General features: G+C 66.9%; 18 protein-coding genes and 1 tRNA gene. 16 read left to right on the forward strand and 3 right to left on the reverse strand.

Features of this window, described 5'->3' with window-relative positions:
- Nucleotides 1–126: 126 nt before the first annotated feature.
- Nucleotides 127–1,056, reverse strand: a complete 930-nt coding sequence (yedA, locus tag H0U68_RS02825) for a drug/metabolite exporter YedA (RefSeq protein WP_296352649.1) — start codon at nucleotides 1,054–1,056, stop codon at nucleotides 127–129.
- Between the two features lie 85 nt (nucleotides 1,057–1,141).
- On the opposite strand from yedA, the gene H0U68_RS02830 reads away from it, so the two are divergent.
- Both H0U68_RS02830 and rraA read left to right on the forward strand, forming a co-directional pair.
- The gene (locus H0U68_RS02830; protein ID WP_296352650.1) at nucleotides 1,142–1,642 is read left to right on the forward strand and encodes an Lrp/AsnC family transcriptional regulator; all 501 of its coding nucleotides are present in this window, start codon (nucleotides 1,142–1,144) and stop codon (nucleotides 1,640–1,642) included.
- Nucleotides 1,639–2,151 (forward strand): ribonuclease E activity regulator RraA, encoded by a 513-nt coding sequence (gene rraA / locus H0U68_RS02835; protein WP_296352651.1) that lies wholly within the window; start codon nucleotides 1,639–1,641, stop codon nucleotides 2,149–2,151. Before H0U68_RS02830 ends, rraA begins: the two co-directional genes overlap by 4 nt.
- Here rraA and H0U68_RS02840 read toward each other — a convergent pair.
- Nucleotides 2,129–3,055, reverse strand: a complete 927-nt coding sequence (locus tag H0U68_RS02840) for a DMT family transporter (RefSeq protein WP_296352652.1) — start codon at nucleotides 3,053–3,055, stop codon at nucleotides 2,129–2,131. The genes rraA and H0U68_RS02840 overlap by 23 nt on opposite strands.
- 76 nt (nucleotides 3,056–3,131) lie before the next feature.
- On the opposite strand from H0U68_RS02840, the gene H0U68_RS02845 reads away from it, so the two are divergent.
- Together H0U68_RS02845 and aceA are read left to right on the forward strand one after the other, a co-directional pair.
- Nucleotides 3,132–3,539, forward strand: coding sequence for a gamma-glutamylcyclotransferase family protein (locus H0U68_RS02845; protein WP_296352653.1), 408 nt, complete (start codon nucleotides 3,132–3,134; stop codon nucleotides 3,537–3,539).
- Nucleotides 3,540–3,775: 236 nt separating this feature from the next.
- Nucleotides 3,776–5,101 carry an isocitrate lyase gene (aceA, locus tag H0U68_RS02850; RefSeq protein ID WP_296352654.1) on the forward strand — a complete coding sequence of 442 codons (1,326 nt, stop codon included), beginning with the start codon at nucleotides 3,776–3,778 and terminating at the stop codon, nucleotides 5,099–5,101.
- 58 nt (nucleotides 5,102–5,159) lie between these two features.
- Here aceA and H0U68_RS02855 read toward each other — a convergent pair whose 3' ends face one another.
- Nucleotides 5,160–5,699 carry a DUF3455 domain-containing protein gene (locus H0U68_RS02855; RefSeq protein WP_296352655.1) on the reverse strand — a complete coding sequence of 180 codons (540 nt, stop codon included), beginning with the start codon at nucleotides 5,697–5,699 and terminating at the stop codon, nucleotides 5,160–5,162.
- 328 nt (nucleotides 5,700–6,027) lie between these two features.
- Here H0U68_RS02855 and thrS point away from each other — a divergent pair, with 328 nt between their 5' ends.
- The 12 genes from thrS to H0U68_RS02915 form a co-directional block, all read left to right on the forward strand.
- On the forward strand, nucleotides 6,028–7,935 hold the full coding sequence (gene thrS / locus H0U68_RS02860; RefSeq protein ID WP_296352656.1) for a threonine--tRNA ligase: 1,908 nt from the start codon (nucleotides 6,028–6,030) through the stop codon (nucleotides 7,933–7,935).
- An 87-nt stretch (nucleotides 7,936–8,022) separates the two neighbouring features.
- Nucleotides 8,023–8,628: a translation initiation factor IF-3 gene (gene infC, locus H0U68_RS02865; protein WP_296352665.1), complete on the forward strand. Its 606-nt coding sequence runs from the start codon at nucleotides 8,023–8,025 to the stop codon at nucleotides 8,626–8,628.
- A gap of 178 nt (nucleotides 8,629–8,806) precedes the next feature.
- On the forward strand, nucleotides 8,807–9,010 hold the full coding sequence (rpmI, locus tag H0U68_RS02870) for a 50S ribosomal protein L35 (RefSeq protein ID WP_296352657.1): 204 nt from the start codon (nucleotides 8,807–8,809) through the stop codon (nucleotides 9,008–9,010).
- A gap of 27 nt (nucleotides 9,011–9,037) precedes the next feature.
- Nucleotides 9,038–9,397 (forward strand): 50S ribosomal protein L20, encoded by a 360-nt coding sequence (gene rplT, locus H0U68_RS02875; RefSeq protein ID WP_296352658.1) that lies wholly within the window; start codon nucleotides 9,038–9,040, stop codon nucleotides 9,395–9,397.
- A gap of 100 nt (nucleotides 9,398–9,497) precedes the next feature.
- Nucleotides 9,498–10,562, forward strand: a complete 1,065-nt coding sequence (pheS, locus tag H0U68_RS02880) for a phenylalanine--tRNA ligase subunit alpha (protein ID WP_296352659.1) — start codon at nucleotides 9,498–9,500, stop codon at nucleotides 10,560–10,562.
- A gap of 20 nt (nucleotides 10,563–10,582) precedes the next feature.
- Nucleotides 10,583–13,000, forward strand: coding sequence for a phenylalanine--tRNA ligase subunit beta (pheT, locus tag H0U68_RS02885; RefSeq protein ID WP_296352660.1), 2,418 nt, complete (start codon nucleotides 10,583–10,585; stop codon nucleotides 12,998–13,000).
- 40 nt (nucleotides 13,001–13,040) lie between these two features.
- Entirely contained in the window at nucleotides 13,041–13,382 is a 342-nt protein-coding gene (locus H0U68_RS02890) for an integration host factor subunit alpha (protein ID WP_296352666.1), read from the forward strand.
- Between the two features lie 107 nt (nucleotides 13,383–13,489).
- Nucleotides 13,490–13,939, forward strand: coding sequence for a MerR family transcriptional regulator (locus H0U68_RS02895; protein ID WP_296352661.1), 450 nt, complete (start codon nucleotides 13,490–13,492; stop codon nucleotides 13,937–13,939).
- Between the two features lie 33 nt (nucleotides 13,940–13,972).
- Nucleotides 13,973–14,049 (forward strand) — tRNA-Pro (locus tag H0U68_RS02900).
- A gap of 78 nt (nucleotides 14,050–14,127) precedes the next feature.
- Nucleotides 14,128–15,024: an adenylate/guanylate cyclase domain-containing protein gene (locus H0U68_RS02905; protein WP_296352662.1), complete on the forward strand. Its 897-nt coding sequence runs from the start codon at nucleotides 14,128–14,130 to the stop codon at nucleotides 15,022–15,024.
- Nucleotides 15,025–15,032: 8 nt separating this feature from the next.
- The gene (locus H0U68_RS02910) at nucleotides 15,033–16,124 is read left to right on the forward strand and encodes a type VI secretion system-associated FHA domain protein (protein WP_296352663.1); all 1,092 of its coding nucleotides are present in this window, start codon (nucleotides 15,033–15,035) and stop codon (nucleotides 16,122–16,124) included.
- A gap of 45 nt (nucleotides 16,125–16,169) precedes the next feature.
- Nucleotides 16,170–17,866 (forward strand): serine/threonine-protein kinase (locus H0U68_RS02915; protein WP_296352664.1); only part of this gene is annotated, 1,697 nt, incomplete at its 3' end.

Below are 17,866 nucleotides of genomic sequence, written 5' to 3' on the forward strand. Positions count from 1 at the left end.
TTTCCTTCTAGAAGTTGATGTCAACCAGTGGAAAACATCGCTCGCACTGGCACTGCGGATGCTAATGGAGAAAAACCCCGTTTCCAAGGGAAAAACGGGGTTTTTCGCTGGAGCCTGTTGTTTTTTTTAGTGGGCGCGCGGGGTCGTTTTCCCTCTGAAGATGAGGAACACGCCCAGCAGGATCACGCCGCAGGCGATCCACTCGCCGCGCGTGACCGCTTCATTGGCGGCGGCGATGCCCAGGAGCAGCGCGATCAGCGGATTCACGAAGGCATAGCTGGTGGCCATCGCGGGGCTCGCATGGCCCAGCAGGTACATGTAGGCGCTGAACGCGATGAGCGAGCCGAACACCACCAGGTACGCCCACGCGAGTGCCGCCTGCGGCTGCGGCGGCCACGCGAACTGTTCACCCAGCACGAGAGAAATCACCATCAAGATCGCGCCGCCGCACAACATTTCGCTGGCGAACCCGCTCGGCCCGGCGGCCAGCGGCAGCCGCGTGGAAGACAGCACCGAGCCGAGCGACCAGGCCAGGGTGGCGCCGCTGATGAAGGCCAGCCCCGCCGGCGAGGCGGAGAAGCTGGCGCCGCGCACCAGCAGCAGCACGCCTGCGATGCCGACCACCATGCCGGCGAATTCCAGCCGGCTGGGCCGCTGCCCGAACAGCAGGCCCCAGCCGCAGACCATCATCGGCACCACGGCGATGAAGGAGGCGATGAGGCCCGAGCCGATGTGCTGCTCGGCGCTGGCCACCATGCCCATGCCGGCGCCGAGCATCAGGCCGCCGACGACGGCGGCATTGCGCCATTCGCGCCGGGTCGGCCAGGGTGTCGGCGCGGCGCTGGCGCGGCCCGAGCACCAGCGCACCCAGGCCATGAGCAGGACGCCGGCGGCGAGGAAGCGCGTGCCCATCTGGAAGAACGGCGGAAAGCTGTCCAGGGCGACGCGGATGGCGAAATAGGTGGAGCCCCAGACCAGGTAGCAGGCGAGCAGGGCGGCGATGAGCAGGCGGGGCGGGGAGCCGGCGGCTGCGCGGCGGAGGACGGCGGTGTTCATGGGCGCAAATCGTAGGTTGTGCTGCCGTTTTGCTCCATGCAGAATCCAAGGTCCGAAGCCCTGCGCTCCTTTATTTTCAAGGCCAATGCCCGCTTTCACCGAAACTCCCGAACTCGATGCCTACGACGGCCGCATTCTTGCCGAACTGCAGCGCGACGCGCGCATCACCATGGCGGAGCTGGGCCGCCGCGTGCACCTCAGCCAGCCGGCGGTGACCGAGCGCGTGCGCAAGCTGGAGGTGGGCGGCTTCATCAAGGGCTACCGCGCGGTGGTCGACTACACGCGGCTGGGCTACGGCATCCGCGCTCTGGCGCGCGTGGGCCGCGTGGAATACGCGCGGGTGGTCAAGCTGATCGAGCAGACGCCCGAGGTGGTGAATGCCTTCAACGTGACCGGCGAGGACAGCTGGATCCTGGAGATCGCCGTCATCGACGTCGAGCACCTCGACGCGGTGGTCACCAAGTTCTGTATCCTCACGGAAACCTCCACCTCCATCGTGCTGAACATGCCGCGCGAAAACGCGGTGGTGCTGCCGGCACGGCGCGAGAACATCAAACCCGCCATCCGAAAGGTCACCGGCCGATGAACCAGCCCACCACCCCCGCCGACTTCAACACCTGCGACCTGTGCGACGCGCACGAGAAGGACGATCCGCCCGGCTTCGCGGCGCTGCCGCCGGTGTTCCGCGACTACGGACCCACGCCGCGCTTCGCGGGCCAGGTCAGCACGGTGCGCTGCTTCGAGGACAACACCAAGGTCAAGGAAGCGGTGGAGTCGCCCGGCAACGGCCGGGTGCTGGTGGTGGACGGCGGCGCCTCGGTGCGGCGCGCGCTGGTGGGCGGCATCCTCGCCACGGCGGCGCGCAGGAACGGCTGGGCCGGCATCGTGATCGACGGCGCGGTGCGCGACGCGGCGGAACTGCGCGCGGCGGGCATCGGCGTGAAGGCGCTGGCGCTCATGCCGCACCGCTCCACAAAGCGCGACGAGGGCGCGCGCGACGTACCGGTGACGGTGCAGGGCGTGGCCGTGCGCCCCGGCGACTGGCTCTATGCCGACGAGGACGGCATCGTGGTCAGCCCGCGGCCCTTGACCTGACGGGCAAGGTCGCCAGCAGCACGCCGGCCAGCGCGACGACGAAGGCGACCAGCTGCAGCGTGCTCAGGTTCTCGCCGAGCGCGAACAGCCCGACCAGCGCGGCGGACACCGGCAGCATGACGGTGAACACGCCGCCTTGCGACGCCGGCACGGCCTTCAATCCGGTCATCCACAGCCACACGGTCCACACGCTGGCCGCCAGCGAGTAGAAAGCCAGCAGCAGCCAGATGCCGGGCCGCACGCCGGCGAAGTCGAAGTCCAGCGCCGCATACAGGCCGAACGGCGTGACCAGCACGAAGCCCCACAGGTTGATCAACGACGAGATGCGCTTGGGGCCCAGCGCGCCGGTCAGCGTCTTGCCGATCACCGCGTACGAGGCCTCGCACAGCACGGCGCCGAACACCAGCAGGTGCCCGAGCATGGAGCGGGAGTCGTCGGCCGCGCTGGCAACGGCGCCGTGCGCGTCCGGCTTGGCCAATGCCAGCAGCGCGATGCCGGTCATGGCGCATGCAATCGCGGCCCAAGTGCGCGGCATGATGCGCTCGCGCAGGAAGATCCAGCTGAGCAGCGCGACCGCGGCCGGAATGGCCGCCATGATCACGCCGGCCGAGACCGCGCTGATCATGCTCACGCCGTACAGCATGCAGATGGAGAACAGGAAGTTGCCGAGGAAGGACTCCAGGAACAGCAGCCAGCGCATGCGGGGCGTCAGCGGCGCCTCGCTCGCCGGGCGGCGCAGCCAGGGCAGCATGGCCAGCCCGCCGATGCCGAAGCGCATCCAGGCCAGCAGGAAGATGGGAATCGCTGCGGCAAGCGGCTTGGACAAAGCCACGTAGCTGCCCACCAGCGACATGCTCAGGGCCAGGCAGCCGTAGGCGACCGGGCGGCTGGGAGTCAGGCTCATCGACAATCCGGGGTTGCGAAAGACGCGGATGATGCCCCAAGACGATCCCACACACCCACACACCACGATCGCGGCCGTGCCCGGCGCGTCCGTGCCGCGCCGCGTGTTCGTCTACGGCACCCTGCGCCGCGGCGGCGCCAACGACATCAACCTGCTGCGCCCGGCGCCGCGCCACGTGGGCATGGGAGAAGTGCGCGGCGTGCTCTACCACTTCGGCTGGTATCCCGGCCTGGCGCTGGGCGGCGAGGAAGCCGTGACGGTGGTGGGCGAGGTCTACGAAATCGCACCGGACCTGGAGACGGTGCTGGACGGCATCGAGGAGATCGTGCCGGGCAGTGCGGACAGCGAATACATCAAGCGCGAGATCGACGTGGACATGCTGGGCACCGCGGTGCACTGCCTGGTGTACGAGATCAACCCCGAACGGGTGCGCGGCCGCCAGCCGATCGGGCACGGCGACTGGATCCTGTTTCACAGCGGGTGATGTGTCTTCCGCATTGTGAAATACTCAAATGCTGCAGCGCGCCAAAATTTCTCAATACAAGAAACGATTTTTCGCATTGAGAAATGAAGTCCGCAAGCCGTTGATTTGAAACGAATGAAAATATCTCTTGTATAAGACACAAGAGCTGCACGGAGTCTTGTAGAAGACTTAAAGTTCACCCATCGGCACTGCTTTTGCGTGCCCCCGGTTTTACCGACATCAAATGGAGTGAACGCATGACTTCCTGGACCCACCTCTCGCGCGAACAGCAGATTGCCCAGCTGGAAAAAGACTGGGCCGAAAACCCGCGCTGGAAAGGCATCAAGCGCGGCTACAAGGCCGCCGACGTGGTGCGCCTGCGCGGCTCGCTGCAAATCGAACACACGCTGGCCAAGCGCGGCGCCGACAAGCTGTGGAACCTGATCAACACCGAGCCCTTCGTCAACTCGCTGGGCGCGCTGACCGGCAACCAGGCCATGCAGCAGGTCAAGGCCGGCCTGAAGGCGATCTACCTGTCGGGCTGGCAGGTGGCGGGCGACGCCAACAGCAACGGCGAGATGTACCCCGACCAATCGCTGTACTCGGTGGACTCGGTGCCCAAGGTCGTGAAGAAGATCAACGCCACCTTCGCCCGCGCCGACCAGATCCAGTGGAGCGAAGGCAAGGCCCAGGGCGATGAGGGCTACGTCGACTACTTCGCGCCCATCGTGGCGGATGCCGAAGCCGGTTTCGGCGGCGTGCTGAACGCCTTCGAGCTGATGAAGGCCATGATCGAGGCGGGTGCCGCCGGCGTGCACTTCGAAGACCAGCTGGCTGCCGCCAAAAAGTGCGGCCACATGGGCGGCAAGGTGCTGGTGCCCACGCGCGAAGCGGTGTCCAAGCTGGTGGCGGCGCGCCTTGCGGCCGACGTGATGGGCACGCACACCGTGCTGCTGGCCCGCACCGACGCGGAAGCGGCCGACCTGGTGACCAGCGACGTGGACGAGAACGACAAGCCCTTCTTCACCGGCGAGCGCACGATCGAAGGCTTCTACCGAAGCAAGAACGGCGTCGAGCAGGCGATCAGCCGCGGCCTGGCCTATGCCGAGTATGCCGACCTGATCTGGTGCGAAACCGGCACGCCCGACCTCGCGTTCGCCAAACAGTTCGCCGACGCCATCCACGCCAAGTTCCCGGGCAAGCTGCTGGCCTACAACTGCTCGCCGTCCTTCAACTGGAAGAAGAACCTGGACGACGCCACCATCGCCAAGTTCCAGAAGGAACTGGGCGCCATGGGCTACAAGTTCCAGTTCATCACGCTGGCCGGCTTCCACAGCCTGAACTACTCGATGTTCGAGCTGGCCTACGGCTACGCCCGCAGCAACATGAGCGCCTTCGTCGAGCTGCAGCAAAAGGAGTTCGCCGCCGCCGAGAGGGGCTTCACCGCGGTGAAGCACCAGCGCGAGGTGGGCACCGGCTACTTCGACGCGGTGACCACCACCATCGAGGCGCAGGCCTCCACGGCCGCGCTGAAGGGCTCGACCGAGGACGCGCAGTTTTTCGACGAGAAGAAGGCCGCGTAAGCGGCGGCGCCTGGCCGCGCGCCACGAAGCCCCGGGCGGTCCCCGGGGCTTTTTTTCGTCACATCGCCTTGTAGAAGATGTAGTCGGCCTGGTACTTCACCACCTGCTTGCCGCCGGCGTTCGCCGCGCCGCAGGCCGCTGCCGGGGCCACGCCGCCGACGGTGGACACACGCTGGATGTGGCTCACGCCGCTCATCGCACCGCTGCCCATGGCGGGATTGGCCTTGACCAGCTGCATCGGGATGTTGCCGGCTGCGGCCGGCGCGACGGCCAGTTGCGTGCCCGTCAGCTTGGAGCCGTCCATGGATTCCCAGGTGGCGGGCGGGCCGTAATACTTGCCGAGCATCTTGCCGCCGCGGTCCATCAGCTTCGCGTCGGGGCCGACGAACACCCACTCGAATTCACCGGCCGCGGCCGCCTTGGCGCGGCATTCGTAGGTGATGTCGCCGGCGCCGACGGTTTCCATCGCCACCCTGTGGCCGGCAGGCACTTGCACGGCGGCGGGCAAGGCCGACTGGTCGTAGGGCTTCATCATCGGTTGGGAGGCGCAGGCGGCAAGGGCGGCAACGGCCGCGGCGGCGAGGGAAATGCGAAGCATCGGGGGACTCCTTCTTGGATAGGTTGTCGAGGCGCCTTCGGAAACCGCGGCGGCCGCGCTGTGTACGCGGCTGAGGACGAGGTGGATTCAAGCGCCGGGCAATCGCGGTCGCGCCGGGTTAAAATCCGCGCTTCCCCGCGAAACGACGTCCATCCGCGGGACACAAGAGCGAGAAAGGCATGCTGGTTATGACACCGCGAACTACTTCCGAAGGGTTCACGACTCCTTGAGGGTCGGCGGTCGCGCGTGCACTGAATCGTTTCGGGTTCGTCCAACAAAAGCGCGGCTGCAGACCGCGCTTTTTGCTTTCGACGAAATGCTTTTCACCATGATCAAAGTCACGCTTCCCGACGGTTCCCAGCGCGAATATCCCGGCCCTGTCACGGTGGGCGAGGTTGCCGCCTCCATCGGCCCCGGCCTGGCCAAGGCAGCCCTTGCCGGCAAGGTCGACGGCAAGGTAGTCGATACCAGCTTCACCATCGCCCACGACGCCCAGGTTGCCATCATCACTCTCAAGGACCCCGAGGGCCTGGACGTGATCCGCCACTCCGCGGCCCACCTGCTGGCCTATGCCGTCAAGGAGCTGTACCCCGAGGCGCAGGTGACCATCGGTCCCGTCATCGAGCACGGCTTCTTCTACGACTTCGCCTACAAGCGGCCTTTCACGCCCGAGGACTTGGTGGCCATCGAAAAGCGCATGGCTGAACTCGCCGCCAAGGACGAACCCGTGACCCGCCGCGTGCTGCCGCGCGACGAGGCGGTGGCGCACTTCAAGAGCATCGGCGAGAACTACAAGGCCGAGATCATCGCCAGCATCCCGCAGGGCGAGGACGTGTCGCTCTACCGCGAAGGCGGCTTCGAGGACCTGTGCCGCGGCCCGCACGTGCCCAGCACCGGCAAGCTGAAGTTCTTCAAGCTCATGAAGGTGGCCGGCGCCTACTGGCGCGGCGACCACCGCAACGAGATGCTGCAGCGCGTCTACGGCACGGCGTGGGCCACCAAGGAGGAACTGCAGCAGTACCTGACGATGCTCGAGGAGGCCGAGAAGCGCGACCACCGCAAGCTCGGCCGCGAGCTGGACCTGTTCCACATCGACGACGTGGCGCCCGGCGTGGTGTTCTGGCATCCCAAGGGCTGGGCCATCTGGCAGGCGGTGGAGCAGTACATGCGCGGCGTCTACCGCGCCACCGGCTACCACGAGGTCAAGGGTCCGCAGATCCTGGACCGCAGCCTGTGGGAGAAGACGGGCCACTGGCAGAACTACCGCGAGAATATGTTCACCACGGAGAGCGAGAAGCGCGACTACGCACTCAAGCCGATGAACTGCCCGGGCCACGTGCTGATCTTCAAGCAGGGCATCAAGAGCTACCGCGACCTGCCGCTGCGCTATGGCGAGTTCGGGCAGTGCCACCGCAACGAGCCCTCCGGCGCGCTGCACGGCATCATGCGGGTGCGCGGCTTCACCCAGGACGACGGCCACGTGTTCTGCACGGAAGACCAGATCCTGGAAGAGTGCGTTGCCTACACGGCCCAGTTGCAGAAGGTCTACAAGGACTTCGGCTTCACCGATATCCTCTACAAGGTGGCCACGCGGCCGGACAACCGCGTCGGTGCGGACGAGCTGTGGGACAAGGCCGAGCATGCCGTCATGGAAGCGCTGCGCCGCTCCGGCGTGGACTTCGTCATTTCCCCGGGCGACGGCGCCTTCTACGGCCCGAAGATCGAATACACGCTGAAGGACGCGCTGGGCCGCCAGTGGCAGTGCGGCACCATGCAGGTGGACTTCAACACGGCCGAGCGCCTGGGGGCGGAGTACGTCACCGAAACCAGCGAGCGCGCCCACCCGGTGATGCTGCACCGCGCTGTGGTGGGCAGCCTGGAACGTTTCATCGGCATGCTGCTCGAACACCACGCCGGCGCTTTGCCCGCATGGCTGGCGCCGGTGCACGCGGTTGTGCTCAATATCACGGACCAGCAGGCCGATTACGCCCGGGAAGTCGCCAAAACTCTGCTGGATCAAGGGCTTAGAGTGGAGCTCGACCTTCGCAACGAGAAAATCACGTATAAAATACGAGAGCATTCGCTGCAAAAGCCGCCTTACCTCCTGGTCGTTGGTGACAAGGAGCGGGCGGCTGGTGCCGTCGCAGTGCGCGCCAGGGGCAACCAGGACCTGGGTGTCATGTCCGTGGAAGACTTCTCGAAGAGGCTTCTGGCGGACATCGCAAGCAAGAGCTGACTCTTCACTCGGTGAAGGCTGCAGCCCGCGCGCACGAAAGCGGTTTCGCTACAGTTATTGTAGCTAATTGATTTAGGAACAAAGACCATCGCTACTGAATTTCGCGACCGCCGCCAGCGCGAGGAACGCAAGCACCGACTGAACCGGGAAATCATGGCCCCGGAAGTCCGCTTGTCCGGGCCCAACAACGAGCCCCTGGGCATCGTGAGCCTGCAGGAAGCCCTGCGCCTGGCTGGCGAAGCCGACGTCGACCTGGTTGAAATTGCCGCGACTGCCGTTCCGCCGGTATGCCGGCTGATGGACTACGGCAAGTTCAAATACCAGGAACAGAAGAAGGCCGCCGAAGCGAAGTCGAAGCAGACGGTCATCGAAATCAAGGAAATCAAGTTCCGCCCGGGCACGGACGATGGCGACTACAACATCAAGTTGCGCAACATCCGACGTTTCCTGGCCGAAGGCGATAAATGCAAGATCACGCTGCGCTTTCGCGGCCGCGAGATCACGCACCAGGAAATCGGCATGGCGCTGCTGCAGCGCCTGCGCGACGACCTGGCGGACACGATCATCGTGGAGCAGTTCCCGAAGCTGGAAGGCCGGCAGATGATCATGATGATCGCCCCGGGCAAGCGCAAGCTGCCCCCAGCCAAGCCGGCCGAAGCGGCGGCCAGCCCGTCGCCCGCGACGACGGCCTGAAGCGAAAAAGAAAACGGTTCAGTGATCCAGCGGTTGGTCGCCGCTGGTGAACGGATGGCGAGTGCAAACTCGCCGCAAAAGTGGCGAATTCAAAACTCGCCGCGACAAGTGGCTCGGGGCCATCAAGACGCGAAGGATTCGCGGCGCCTCACGAGCACAAAGTAGAAGGAGCATTCACATGCCCAAAATGAAGACCAAGAGCGGCGCGAAGAAGCGCTTTCGCGTGCGTCCCGGCGGGACGGTCAAGCGTGGTCAAGCCTTCAAGCGCCACATCCTGACCAAGAAGTCCACCAAGAACAAGCGCCACCTGCGCGGTGCCGTCAGCGTGCATGAGACCAATATGGGTCACATGGCGCAGATGCTGCCGTTCGCAGGCCTGTAACCCACCAGACGAAGAAGGAGAACACACATGCCTCGCGTCAAACGTGGTGTCACGGCTCGCGCCCGCCACAAGAAGGTCCTCGCCCTAGCCAAGGGTTTCCGCGGTCGCCGCGGTAATGTCTTCCGCATCGCCAAAGAAGCGGTGATGAAGGCGGGGCAATATGCCTACCGCGACCGCCGTGCCAAAAAGCGCGTCTTCCGCCAGCTCTGGATCGCCCGTATCAACGCGGCGGCCCGTTTGAATGGCCTGACGTACAGCCAGTTCGCCAACGGCATCCGCAAGGCCGGTATCGAGATCGACCGCAAGGTCCTCGCCGATATCGCCGTGCATGACCCGGTGGCATTTACCGGCATCGTGGAGCAAGTCAAGGCCAGTCTGGCTGCTTGAGTTCACGGCGGGTGCCGCCCGAGCGGCGCCCGGTGCACACAAAAAGACAGGGGCTAGGGCTTGCCAGCGCTAGCCCCTTTTTCATTTGCGCGAAAGATCCATGACTGAGCTCGATTCCATCGTCGACGCCGCGCGCGCCGCGCGCGCCGCGTTCGCCCAGGCGTCCACGCCCGCGGAACTGGAGAACGCCAAGGCGCAGTTCACCGGCAAGTCCGGCCGCATCACCGAGCTGATGAAGGGCATGGGCGCCCTCTCGGTGGAAGAGAAGAAGACCCGCGGCGCGGCCATCAACCAGGCCAAGCAGGCGATCGAGGCGGCGCTGAACGCGCGCCGCCAGGCGCTTGCCGAAGCCGAACTGGAACTGCAGCTGAAGGCCGAGGCGCTGGACGTGTCCTTGCCCGGGCGCATGCGCGAGCCCGGCGGGCTGCATCCGGTCACGCTGACCCTGGAGCGCATCGAGCGCATCTTCGCCAGCATGGGCTTCGACGTGGCCGACGGCCCCGAGGTCGAGAGCGACTGGCACAGCTTCACCTCGCTGAACAACCCGCCCAACCATCCGGCGCGCTCGATGCAGGACACGTTCTACGTGGACATCAAGGGCGACGACGGCATTCCCTACAACCTGCGCCCGCACACCAGCCCGATGCAGGTGCGCTACGCCCACCAGCACATCAAGAAGCACGCGGAGCTGGTGAAGTCCGGCCAGGCCATGCCCGAGATCCGCGTGATCGCGCCGGGCCGCACCTACCGCGTGGACAACGACGCGACGCACTCGCCGATGTTCCACCAGTGCGAAGGCCTGTGGCTGGGCGAGAACGTGAGCTTCAAGGACCTGAAGGTCGTGTTCACCGAGTTCTGCCGCCGCTTCTTCGAGACCGACGACCTGGCGCTGCGCTTTCGGCCCAGCTTCTTCCCGTTCACCGAACCCAGCGCGGAGATCGACATCCAGTTCGCCGGCGGCCCGCTGGCCGGGCGCTGGCTGGAAGTCGCGGGCTCCGGCCAGGTGCACCCGAACGTGGTGCGCAACATGGGCCTGGACCCGGAGAAGTCGATCGGCTTCGCCTTCGGCATGGGCCCCGACCGCCTCACCATGCTCCGCTACGGCGTGAACGACCTGCGCCTGTTCTTCGACGGCGACATCCGTTTCCTGCGCCAATTCCGCTAACCGACCGCGACGACAAGAACATGCAATTCCCCGAGTCCTGGCTGCGCGAGTTCTGCAACCCGCCGCTCGACGCGAAGCAGATCGCCGACGTGCTCACCATGGGTGGGCTGGAGGTCGAAGACCTGCGCCCGGTCGCGCCGCCGTTTTCCAAGGTGGTGGTCGGCGAGATCAAGGAAGCGGTGCAGCACCCCAACGCCGACCGCCTGCGCGTGTGCCAGGTAGACGTCGGCACGGGCACTTTGCTGAACATCGTGTGCGGCGCGCCGAACGCGCGCGTGGGCATCCGCGTGCCGACCGCCCTGGTCGGCGCCGAGTTGCCGCCCGGCGACGACGGCAAGCCGTTCCAGATCAAGACCGGCAAGCTGCGCGGCGTGGAGAGCCAGGGCATGCTGTGCTCGGCGCGCGAACTCAAGCTGAATGAAGACCACTCCGGCCTGATGGAACTCGCGCGCGACGTGCCGCTGGGTGCCGACGTGCGCGAGCTGCTGCAACTGGACGACCACGTCTTCACGCTCAAACTCACGCCCAACCTCGCGCACGCGCTCAGCGTCTACGGCGTGGCGCGCGAGCTGGCGGCTTTGACCGGCGCGCCGCTCGCGCAGCCGGCGTTCCCCGCCGTGCAGCCCGCGCACGACCAGCGCATGAAGGTGAAGGTCGAGGCACCCGACCTGTGCGGCCGCTTCTCCGGCCGTGTGGTGCGCAACGTCGACACCAAGGCGCAGACGCCGCGGTGGATGGTGGACCGACTCGCGCGCTGCGGCCAGCGCAGCGTCACGGCACTGGTGGACATTTCCAACTACGTGATGTTCGAGTTCGGCCGGCCTTCGCACATCTTCGACTTCGACAAGATCCACGGCGGCCTCACGGTGCGCTGGGGCCGCAAGGGCGAGCAGCTCAAGCTGCTGAACGGCAACACCATCGAGGCCGACGAGACCGTCGGCGTGATCGCCGACGATGTGCAGGTCGAGTCGCTGGCCGGCATCATGGGCGGCGACGCCACGGCCGTGTCCGACGACACGCGCAACGTCTACGTCGAGGCCGCCTTCTGGTGGCCCGAGTCGGTGCAGGGGCGCTCGCGCCGCTACAACTTCTCCACCGATGCGGGGCACCGCTTCGAGCGCGGGGTCGACCCGAGCACCACGGTCGAACACATCGAGCGCATCACCCAGCTGGTGCTGGACGTCTGCGGCGGCGAAGCCGGCCCGATGGACGACCAAGTGCTGCGCGTGTCCGAGCGCAAGCCGGTGCAGCTGCGCGTGGCGCGCGCCGGCAAGGTGATCGGCATGCCGGTGAGCGTGCAGCAATGCCTGGACGTGTTCCAGCGCCTGGGCGTGCCGGCCGTGCATGACGTCGGCGTGATCACCGTGTCGCCGCCGCCGTACCGCTTCGACCTGTCAATCGAGGAAGACCTGATCGAGGAGGTCGCGCGTGTCGTTGGTTTCGCCAGCCTGCCGGAGACGCCGCCGCTTGCGCCCATCACCGCCAAGCCTGCCACCGAGGCGCGGCGCAGCCCGTTCGCGGTACGGCGCCTGCTGGCCGCGCTGGGCTACCAGGAGACGATCAACTTCAGTTTCGTCGAGGAGCGCTGGGAGCACGAGCTCGCCGGCAACGCCGACCCGATCCGCCTGCTCAATCCGATCGCCAGCACCATGGGCGTGATGCGCTCGTCGCTGGTCGGCTCGCTGCTGCAGGTGCTGAAGTTCAATCTGGACCGCAAGGCCGCGCGCGTGCGCGTGTTCGAACTGGGCCGCGTGTTCCTGCGCGACGGCGCGGTGCAGACCACCGACACCACGGTGCGCGGCGTGCACCAGCCGATGCGCGTGGCGGGCCTGGCGTACGGCGAGCCCGATGGCCTGCAGTGGGGCCGCAAGAGCGGCGGCGCCGATTTCTACGACGCCAAGGGCGACGTCGAGGCGCTGCTGGCGCCGCGGCGCGCCGAGTTCGTGCCGGGCACGCATCCGGCCATGCACCCGGGCCGCTGCGCCATCGTGCGCGTGGACGGCCGCGACATCGGCGTCGTGGGCGAGTTGCATCCGCGCTGGCGCCAGCAGTGGGAGTTCGCGCAGGCGCCGGTGCTGTTCGAACTGGACCTCGACGCCGTGCTCGCGCGCGTGCTGCCGGTGTCGGTGCCGGTGCCGAAATTCCAGCCGGTGGAGCGCGACATCGCCGTGACCGTGAGCGATGGCGTGACGCATGCGGCGCTGATGGAGGCGGTGCATTCGGCCGAGACCGGTGGACTTCTGCGCGACGCGATGCTGTTCGACGTGTACAAGCCGAAGCAGCAGGTGGCGGGCCTCGCCGCCAATGAAAAAAGCCTGGCGGTGCGCTTGACGCTCGCCAGCGACGCGGCCACACTGACCGACGAGCAGATCGATGCGGCCGTCCAGTCGGTGGTGGAGCGCATTGCCAGTCGCCTGGGTGGTCGATTGAGGGGGTGAGATGACCGATCTGACAACAACGACCCAGCGGGACAACAGCATGGAACTGGCGGTGGAGAGCCTGGAGACGCCGGCGCTCACGAAGGCGCAGCTTGCCGAACTGCTGTTCGAGCAGATCGGCCTCAACAAGCGCGAGTCCAAGGACATGATCGACGCGTTCTTCGACCTGGTGTCCACCAGCCTGGTGGAAGGCAAGGACGTGAAGATCTCCGGCTTCGGCAACTTCCAGATCCGCACCAAAGCGCCGCGTCCCGGGCGCAATCCGCGCACCGGCGAAGCCATTCCCATCGAAGCGCGCCGCGTCGTCACCTTCCACGCCAGCCACAAGCTCAAGGAACAGATCCAGGGCTTGCCGGGCGGCGCCGACGGCACGCTGCCGTAACACGTCCTCACAAAAGCAACGATTCGCGCACACTGCGCGTCCCGGCCTTTGTTTTCGCGGCGGGTTAGAGTAACCTAGCAACTCCCCCGCCTACGACATTGATTTCAATGGAGAAATCGCTCCCTTCCATTCCAGCCAAGCGCTACTTCACCATCGGTGAAGTCAGCGAACTATGCGGCGTCAAGCCGCACGTGTTGCGGTATTGGGAGCAGGAATTCACGCAGCTGCGGCCGATGAAGCGGCGCGGCAACCGCCGCTATTACCAGCACCACGAAGTGCTGATGATCCGCCGCATCCGTGACCTGCTGTACGACCAGGGCTTCACCATCAGCGGCGCGCGCAATAAGCTGCAGGAGATCGTGCAGGTCGAGCGCGACAAGCGTCGCGCCGGCGAAGTCATGCTCGAGGGGGTCGAGGTGATCGAGCTCGACGACTCGCGCTTTCCCGATTTCGAAGAGAGCGAACTGACGCCCGAGGCCGACCTGGTCCAGCAGAAGCTGCAGTACGTCAAGCGCGAGCTGTTCGAAATCCGCGACCTGCTGGGGCCCCTGCATTGAGAGCTCCGCGGCACACGCTATAATCGCGGGCTTCGGCGTGTAGCGCAGCCTGGTAGCGCACTTGCATGGGGTGCAAGGGGTCGCGAGTTCGAATCCCGCCACGCCGACCAAGTACAGGAAAGCCGGTCGACCCGAAAGGGTCCGACCGGCTTCTTCTTTGGTGATCTCCACACATACAATCCGCTGCAATGGCCACTGTCGTCTTCGCCGATCTGGTCGGCAGCACCGGGATCTTCGAGCGGCTTGGTGACGAAACCGCCGGACGGTTCGTCACGCAGCTGACCACCGCGTTGTCCAAGACCTTCGAGCAACACAGCGGCCGCGTGGTCAAGCTGCTGGGCGACGGTTTGTTCGTGGTGTTCCCCCGTGAAACCGATGCGCTGGCGGCCTGCGTGGTCATCCAGCAGCGCCTGCAGGACAAGCCGGTCTATGCCGACGGCGGCGGCCGCGGCGCCCCGGTGCAGATGCAGATGGGCCTGGAGGCCGGCGAGGTGGTCGAGATCGACGGCGACTGCTACGGCGATGCGGTCAACAGCGCGGCGCGCCTGGCCGACTTGGCCGGCGCCGACCAGATCCTCACGACGCAGCGCGTGCGCGAAGCCTTGCCCACCGAGCAGCAGCGCCAGCTGCGCAGCCTGGGCCCGATATACCTGCGCGGCAAGAACGAGGGCACCGAGGTGTTCCGCGTCGACTGGCAGCCCGAGCGCGACACCGATGCCACCGTGATGGGCGTGTCGCTGTTCAAGCCCGCGAAGGACGGCGTGCTGGAAATCTCCGCCGCCGGCCAGACGCTGCGGCTGAATCCGCGCGGCGAGCGCCTGACGCTCGGCCGCTCGACCACGGCCTCGCTGGCCATCAACGATTCGCGCGTCTCGCGCATTCACGCCACCGTGGAATGGCGCGGCGGCCACTTCGTTCTGAGCGACGCCTCCAGCTTCGGCACCTGGGTCTACATGGGCAACCAGAGCGAGGCGGTGGTGCTGCGCCGCACCGAGTGCTACCTGGTCGGCCAGGGCCAGATCGCGCTGGGCTGCGACCGCAACGCCGAGGAAGCGCCGGTGGCGCTGTTCTCGGTCAAGGGCTGACGGCACCCGTGGCCACGCTGGACGTCCGCATCGCCGGCCCCGGCTTCGACACGGTGCGGCGCCTGCAGCCGGAGACGCCGCCGCTGGTGATCGGGCGCGACAGCGAGTGCACCGTCTGCCTGCCCGACCCCGAGCGCAACGTGTCGCGCCGCCATCTGAGCGTGTGGAACCAGGACGGCGTGCTGCATTTCCACGTGCTGTCGGTCGTCAACGGCGTGGAGATGCCGTTCGGCGAAGCGCCGCCCGGCGCGCGCGGCGTGCTGCCGGCCGGGCAGGTGCTGAAGCTGGCCGTCTACAGCCTCACCGCGGAGCCGGCCGCCATGGATGCGCAGGAGGATCCATGGTCGGTGTTCGACCACGACAATTCGGGTACCAGCACCACGGTGCCAGGCACCCCGCCGCAGGCGGAGGCCGATCCGTTCGGCGAGTGGGGTTTCGAAAGCACCTTCGGCGGTACGACGGCGGGCCGCGCGCTGGAGGCGGACAAGCTCGCCGTCGCCGGCGACCTCACGCCGTTCTTCCGCGGCATGGGCCTGGACCCCGCAAGCATCGGCGCGCTCAGTGAAGGCGAGATGGAAACCATCGGCCGGCTGGCGCGCGACGCCATGCTGGGCCTGCGCGCCATGCATGCACTGGCCGAGCACGACAAGCAGGAACTGTCTTCCGAAGACCGCACCATGATGGCCGCGCCGCAGTCCAACAACCCGCTGCAGGGTAGTTGGCCGGAAGAGGCGCTGATGCAGTACCTGTTCGGCGGCCGCGCGGCCGGCGTCGGTTTCATGCCGCCGGAGCGCGCGGTGCGCGACGCCATCGGCTCGCTGCGCCTGCACGAAGCGGCGACCAAGGCCGCCATCCGCGCGCTGGCCGAAGGGCTGCTGCGTGAATTCGAACCCGACGCGTTGAAGAAGCGGCTGCTCGGTTCCGGCGCCAGGCTGTTCGAGTCGGCGCGTGCCTGGGACGCCTACACCCGGTATTACGAAGAGCAGAAGCATGATTTGCCGGCCTGGGTCGAGCGCATGCTCGGGAAATATTTCACTGAGGCGTATGTGCGCGAGAGTGTGCGTGCCAAAAGGGGCACGCGGCCCGGCATTCATGGCTGAGGTGCAGGCTAGAATCGGCTTTCCTCCTCCCACGCCGTTGCTGAAGTGAGTCTCAAGAAGCTGGGCCGCTACGAGTTGATCCGCGTTCTTGGCAAAGGCGCGATGGGCGTGGTCTACGAAGGCCGCGACCCCAACCTCGATCGGCGTGTCGCCATCAAGACCGTCAAGGTGGAAAACCTGTCGGAGGAAGCAGCCGCGGAATACGAGCACCGCTTCCGCACCGAAGCCCGCTCGGCCGCGCGCCTGCAGCACCCCAACATCGTCAGCGTCTACGACTCCGACCGGGATGGCGACATCGCCTTCCTGGTGATGGAATACATCCAGGGCGACGACCTCAAGCACCATCTGGACCGCGGCGTGCGCTACTCGCTGGAGCACGCGCTGAAGATGGTGCGCGACCTGCTGAGCGCGCTGGACTACGCGCACAAGCAGAACATCGTGCACCGCGACGTCAAGCCGGCCAACCTGCTCATCGAGCCGGGCGGGCGCGTGAAGCTCACCGACTTCGGCGTGGCGCGCATCCAGGATTCCAGCGAGGCCACGCGCACCCAGGGCAGCATGGTCGGCACGCTGAAGTACATGTCGCCCGAGCAGGTGCAGGGCCAGAAGATCGACACGCGCGCCGACCTGTTCTCGGTGGGCGTGGTGCTCTACCAGCTGCTGACGGACAAGCGCCCGTTCGACGGCGACAACGACTTCTCCATCATCCACCAGATCATCGGCCACAGCCCGCCGCCGTCGAGTTCGTTCAATGCGCGCCTGCCGGCGGCCATCGATGCGGTGGTGGCGCGCGCGCTGGCCAAGGACCGCGAGCAGCGCTTCGCCACCGCGCGCGACTTCGCCTCGGCGCTGCAGTCGGCGATCCGCCGCGCCGAGGACCAGACGGTGGTGCCGCCGGCCGACCCCACCAGGCGCTTCGAGCCCGTGGCCGTCGGCTCGCGCCCCGGCTTCACCCAGCCGGGCCTGGCCACCAATGCGGCAACCTCGCCGCCGACGGTGACGCAGGAGCTGGAGCTGGTCTACTGGAAGGACATCAAGGACTCGGCCGATCCGGAGGAGCTGCAAGGCTTCCTCGACAAATTCCCCGCCGGCATCTATGCCGACCTGGCGCGGCGGCGCATGCGCCGGCTGGCAAGCGGTGCGTCCGCCGATCAGACCGTGCTGATCGGCATGCCCGCCGGCCGCAACACCGACCACGACATGGACGCCACGCGCCTGCGCACCGATGCGTCGCAGCCGTTTGTGATGACGCGCTCCACCGGCGGGCAGGACACGCTGACGGCAACGCAGCCGCTGCCCGGGGCAAGGGCTGCCGCGCTTGCGGCGTCGCAGGCAGCGCAGCCGGTCCCTGCGCGCGCAGCGGCTGAACCGGCTGCGGTGCCTGCGCCGGTGGTCACCAAGCCCGCACCCGTCGTGGCATCCAGCCCCGTGCCGGCGCCGCGCGCCGCGGCGGGCAAGAAAACCTCAATCGCGGTGATCGGCGGCGTAGCCGTCATCGCGGTCGCGGCCATCGCGGCTTTCCTGGCATCGGGGCGCGGAGCGGAGAGGGCGGTGGATGCGGCGGCGCCCGCGGCTTCTGCCCCCGCACCGGTCGCCTCGTCCGTGGCGGCGGCCCCGGTTGCGGCGCCGGCCTCCGCAGAGGCCCCTGCGGCCTCTGCCACCGGGCCAGGCAGCATGTGGGTGGTCAGGGCGCCCGCCAGCGCCGCGGTGGCCGCTGTCGTGCCCGCCAGCGTGCCCAAGCG

The sequence above is a fragment of the Ramlibacter sp. genome (genome assembly GCF_013697775.1).
Classification (GTDB): Bacteria; Pseudomonadota; Gammaproteobacteria; order Burkholderiales; family Burkholderiaceae_C; genus Ramlibacter.

Excerpts from the sequence above, each read along its gene's own strand:
- yedA (WP_296352649.1), bottom strand. The coding sequence starts at position 1,056 with ATGAACACCGCCGTCCTCCGCCGCGCAGCCGCCGGCTCCCCGCCCCGC.
- H0U68_RS02830 (WP_296352650.1), top strand. The coding sequence starts at position 1,142 with ATGCCCGCTTTCACCGAAACTCCCGAACTCGATGCCTACGACGGCCGC.
- rraA (WP_296352651.1), top strand. The coding sequence starts at position 1,639 with ATGAACCAGCCCACCACCCCCGCCGACTTCAACACCTGCGACCTGTGC.
- H0U68_RS02840 (WP_296352652.1), bottom strand. The coding sequence starts at position 3,055 with ATGAGCCTGACTCCCAGCCGCCCGGTCGCCTACGGCTGCCTGGCCCTG.
- aceA (WP_296352654.1), top strand. The coding sequence starts at position 3,776 with ATGACTTCCTGGACCCACCTCTCGCGCGAACAGCAGATTGCCCAGCTG.
- H0U68_RS02855 (WP_296352655.1), bottom strand. The coding sequence starts at position 5,699 with ATGCTTCGCATTTCCCTCGCCGCCGCGGCCGTTGCCGCCCTTGCCGCC.
- thrS (WP_296352656.1), top strand. The coding sequence starts at position 6,028 with ATGATCAAAGTCACGCTTCCCGACGGTTCCCAGCGCGAATATCCCGGC.
- rpmI (WP_296352657.1), top strand. The coding sequence starts at position 8,807 with ATGCCCAAAATGAAGACCAAGAGCGGCGCGAAGAAGCGCTTTCGCGTG.
- rplT (WP_296352658.1), top strand. The coding sequence starts at position 9,038 with ATGCCTCGCGTCAAACGTGGTGTCACGGCTCGCGCCCGCCACAAGAAG.
- pheS (WP_296352659.1), top strand. The coding sequence starts at position 9,498 with ATGACTGAGCTCGATTCCATCGTCGACGCCGCGCGCGCCGCGCGCGCC.
- pheT (WP_296352660.1), top strand. The coding sequence starts at position 10,583 with ATGCAATTCCCCGAGTCCTGGCTGCGCGAGTTCTGCAACCCGCCGCTC.
- H0U68_RS02890 (WP_296352666.1), top strand. The coding sequence starts at position 13,041 with ATGGAACTGGCGGTGGAGAGCCTGGAGACGCCGGCGCTCACGAAGGCG.
- H0U68_RS02895 (WP_296352661.1), top strand. The coding sequence starts at position 13,490 with ATGGAGAAATCGCTCCCTTCCATTCCAGCCAAGCGCTACTTCACCATC.
- H0U68_RS02905 (WP_296352662.1), top strand. The coding sequence starts at position 14,128 with ATGGCCACTGTCGTCTTCGCCGATCTGGTCGGCAGCACCGGGATCTTC.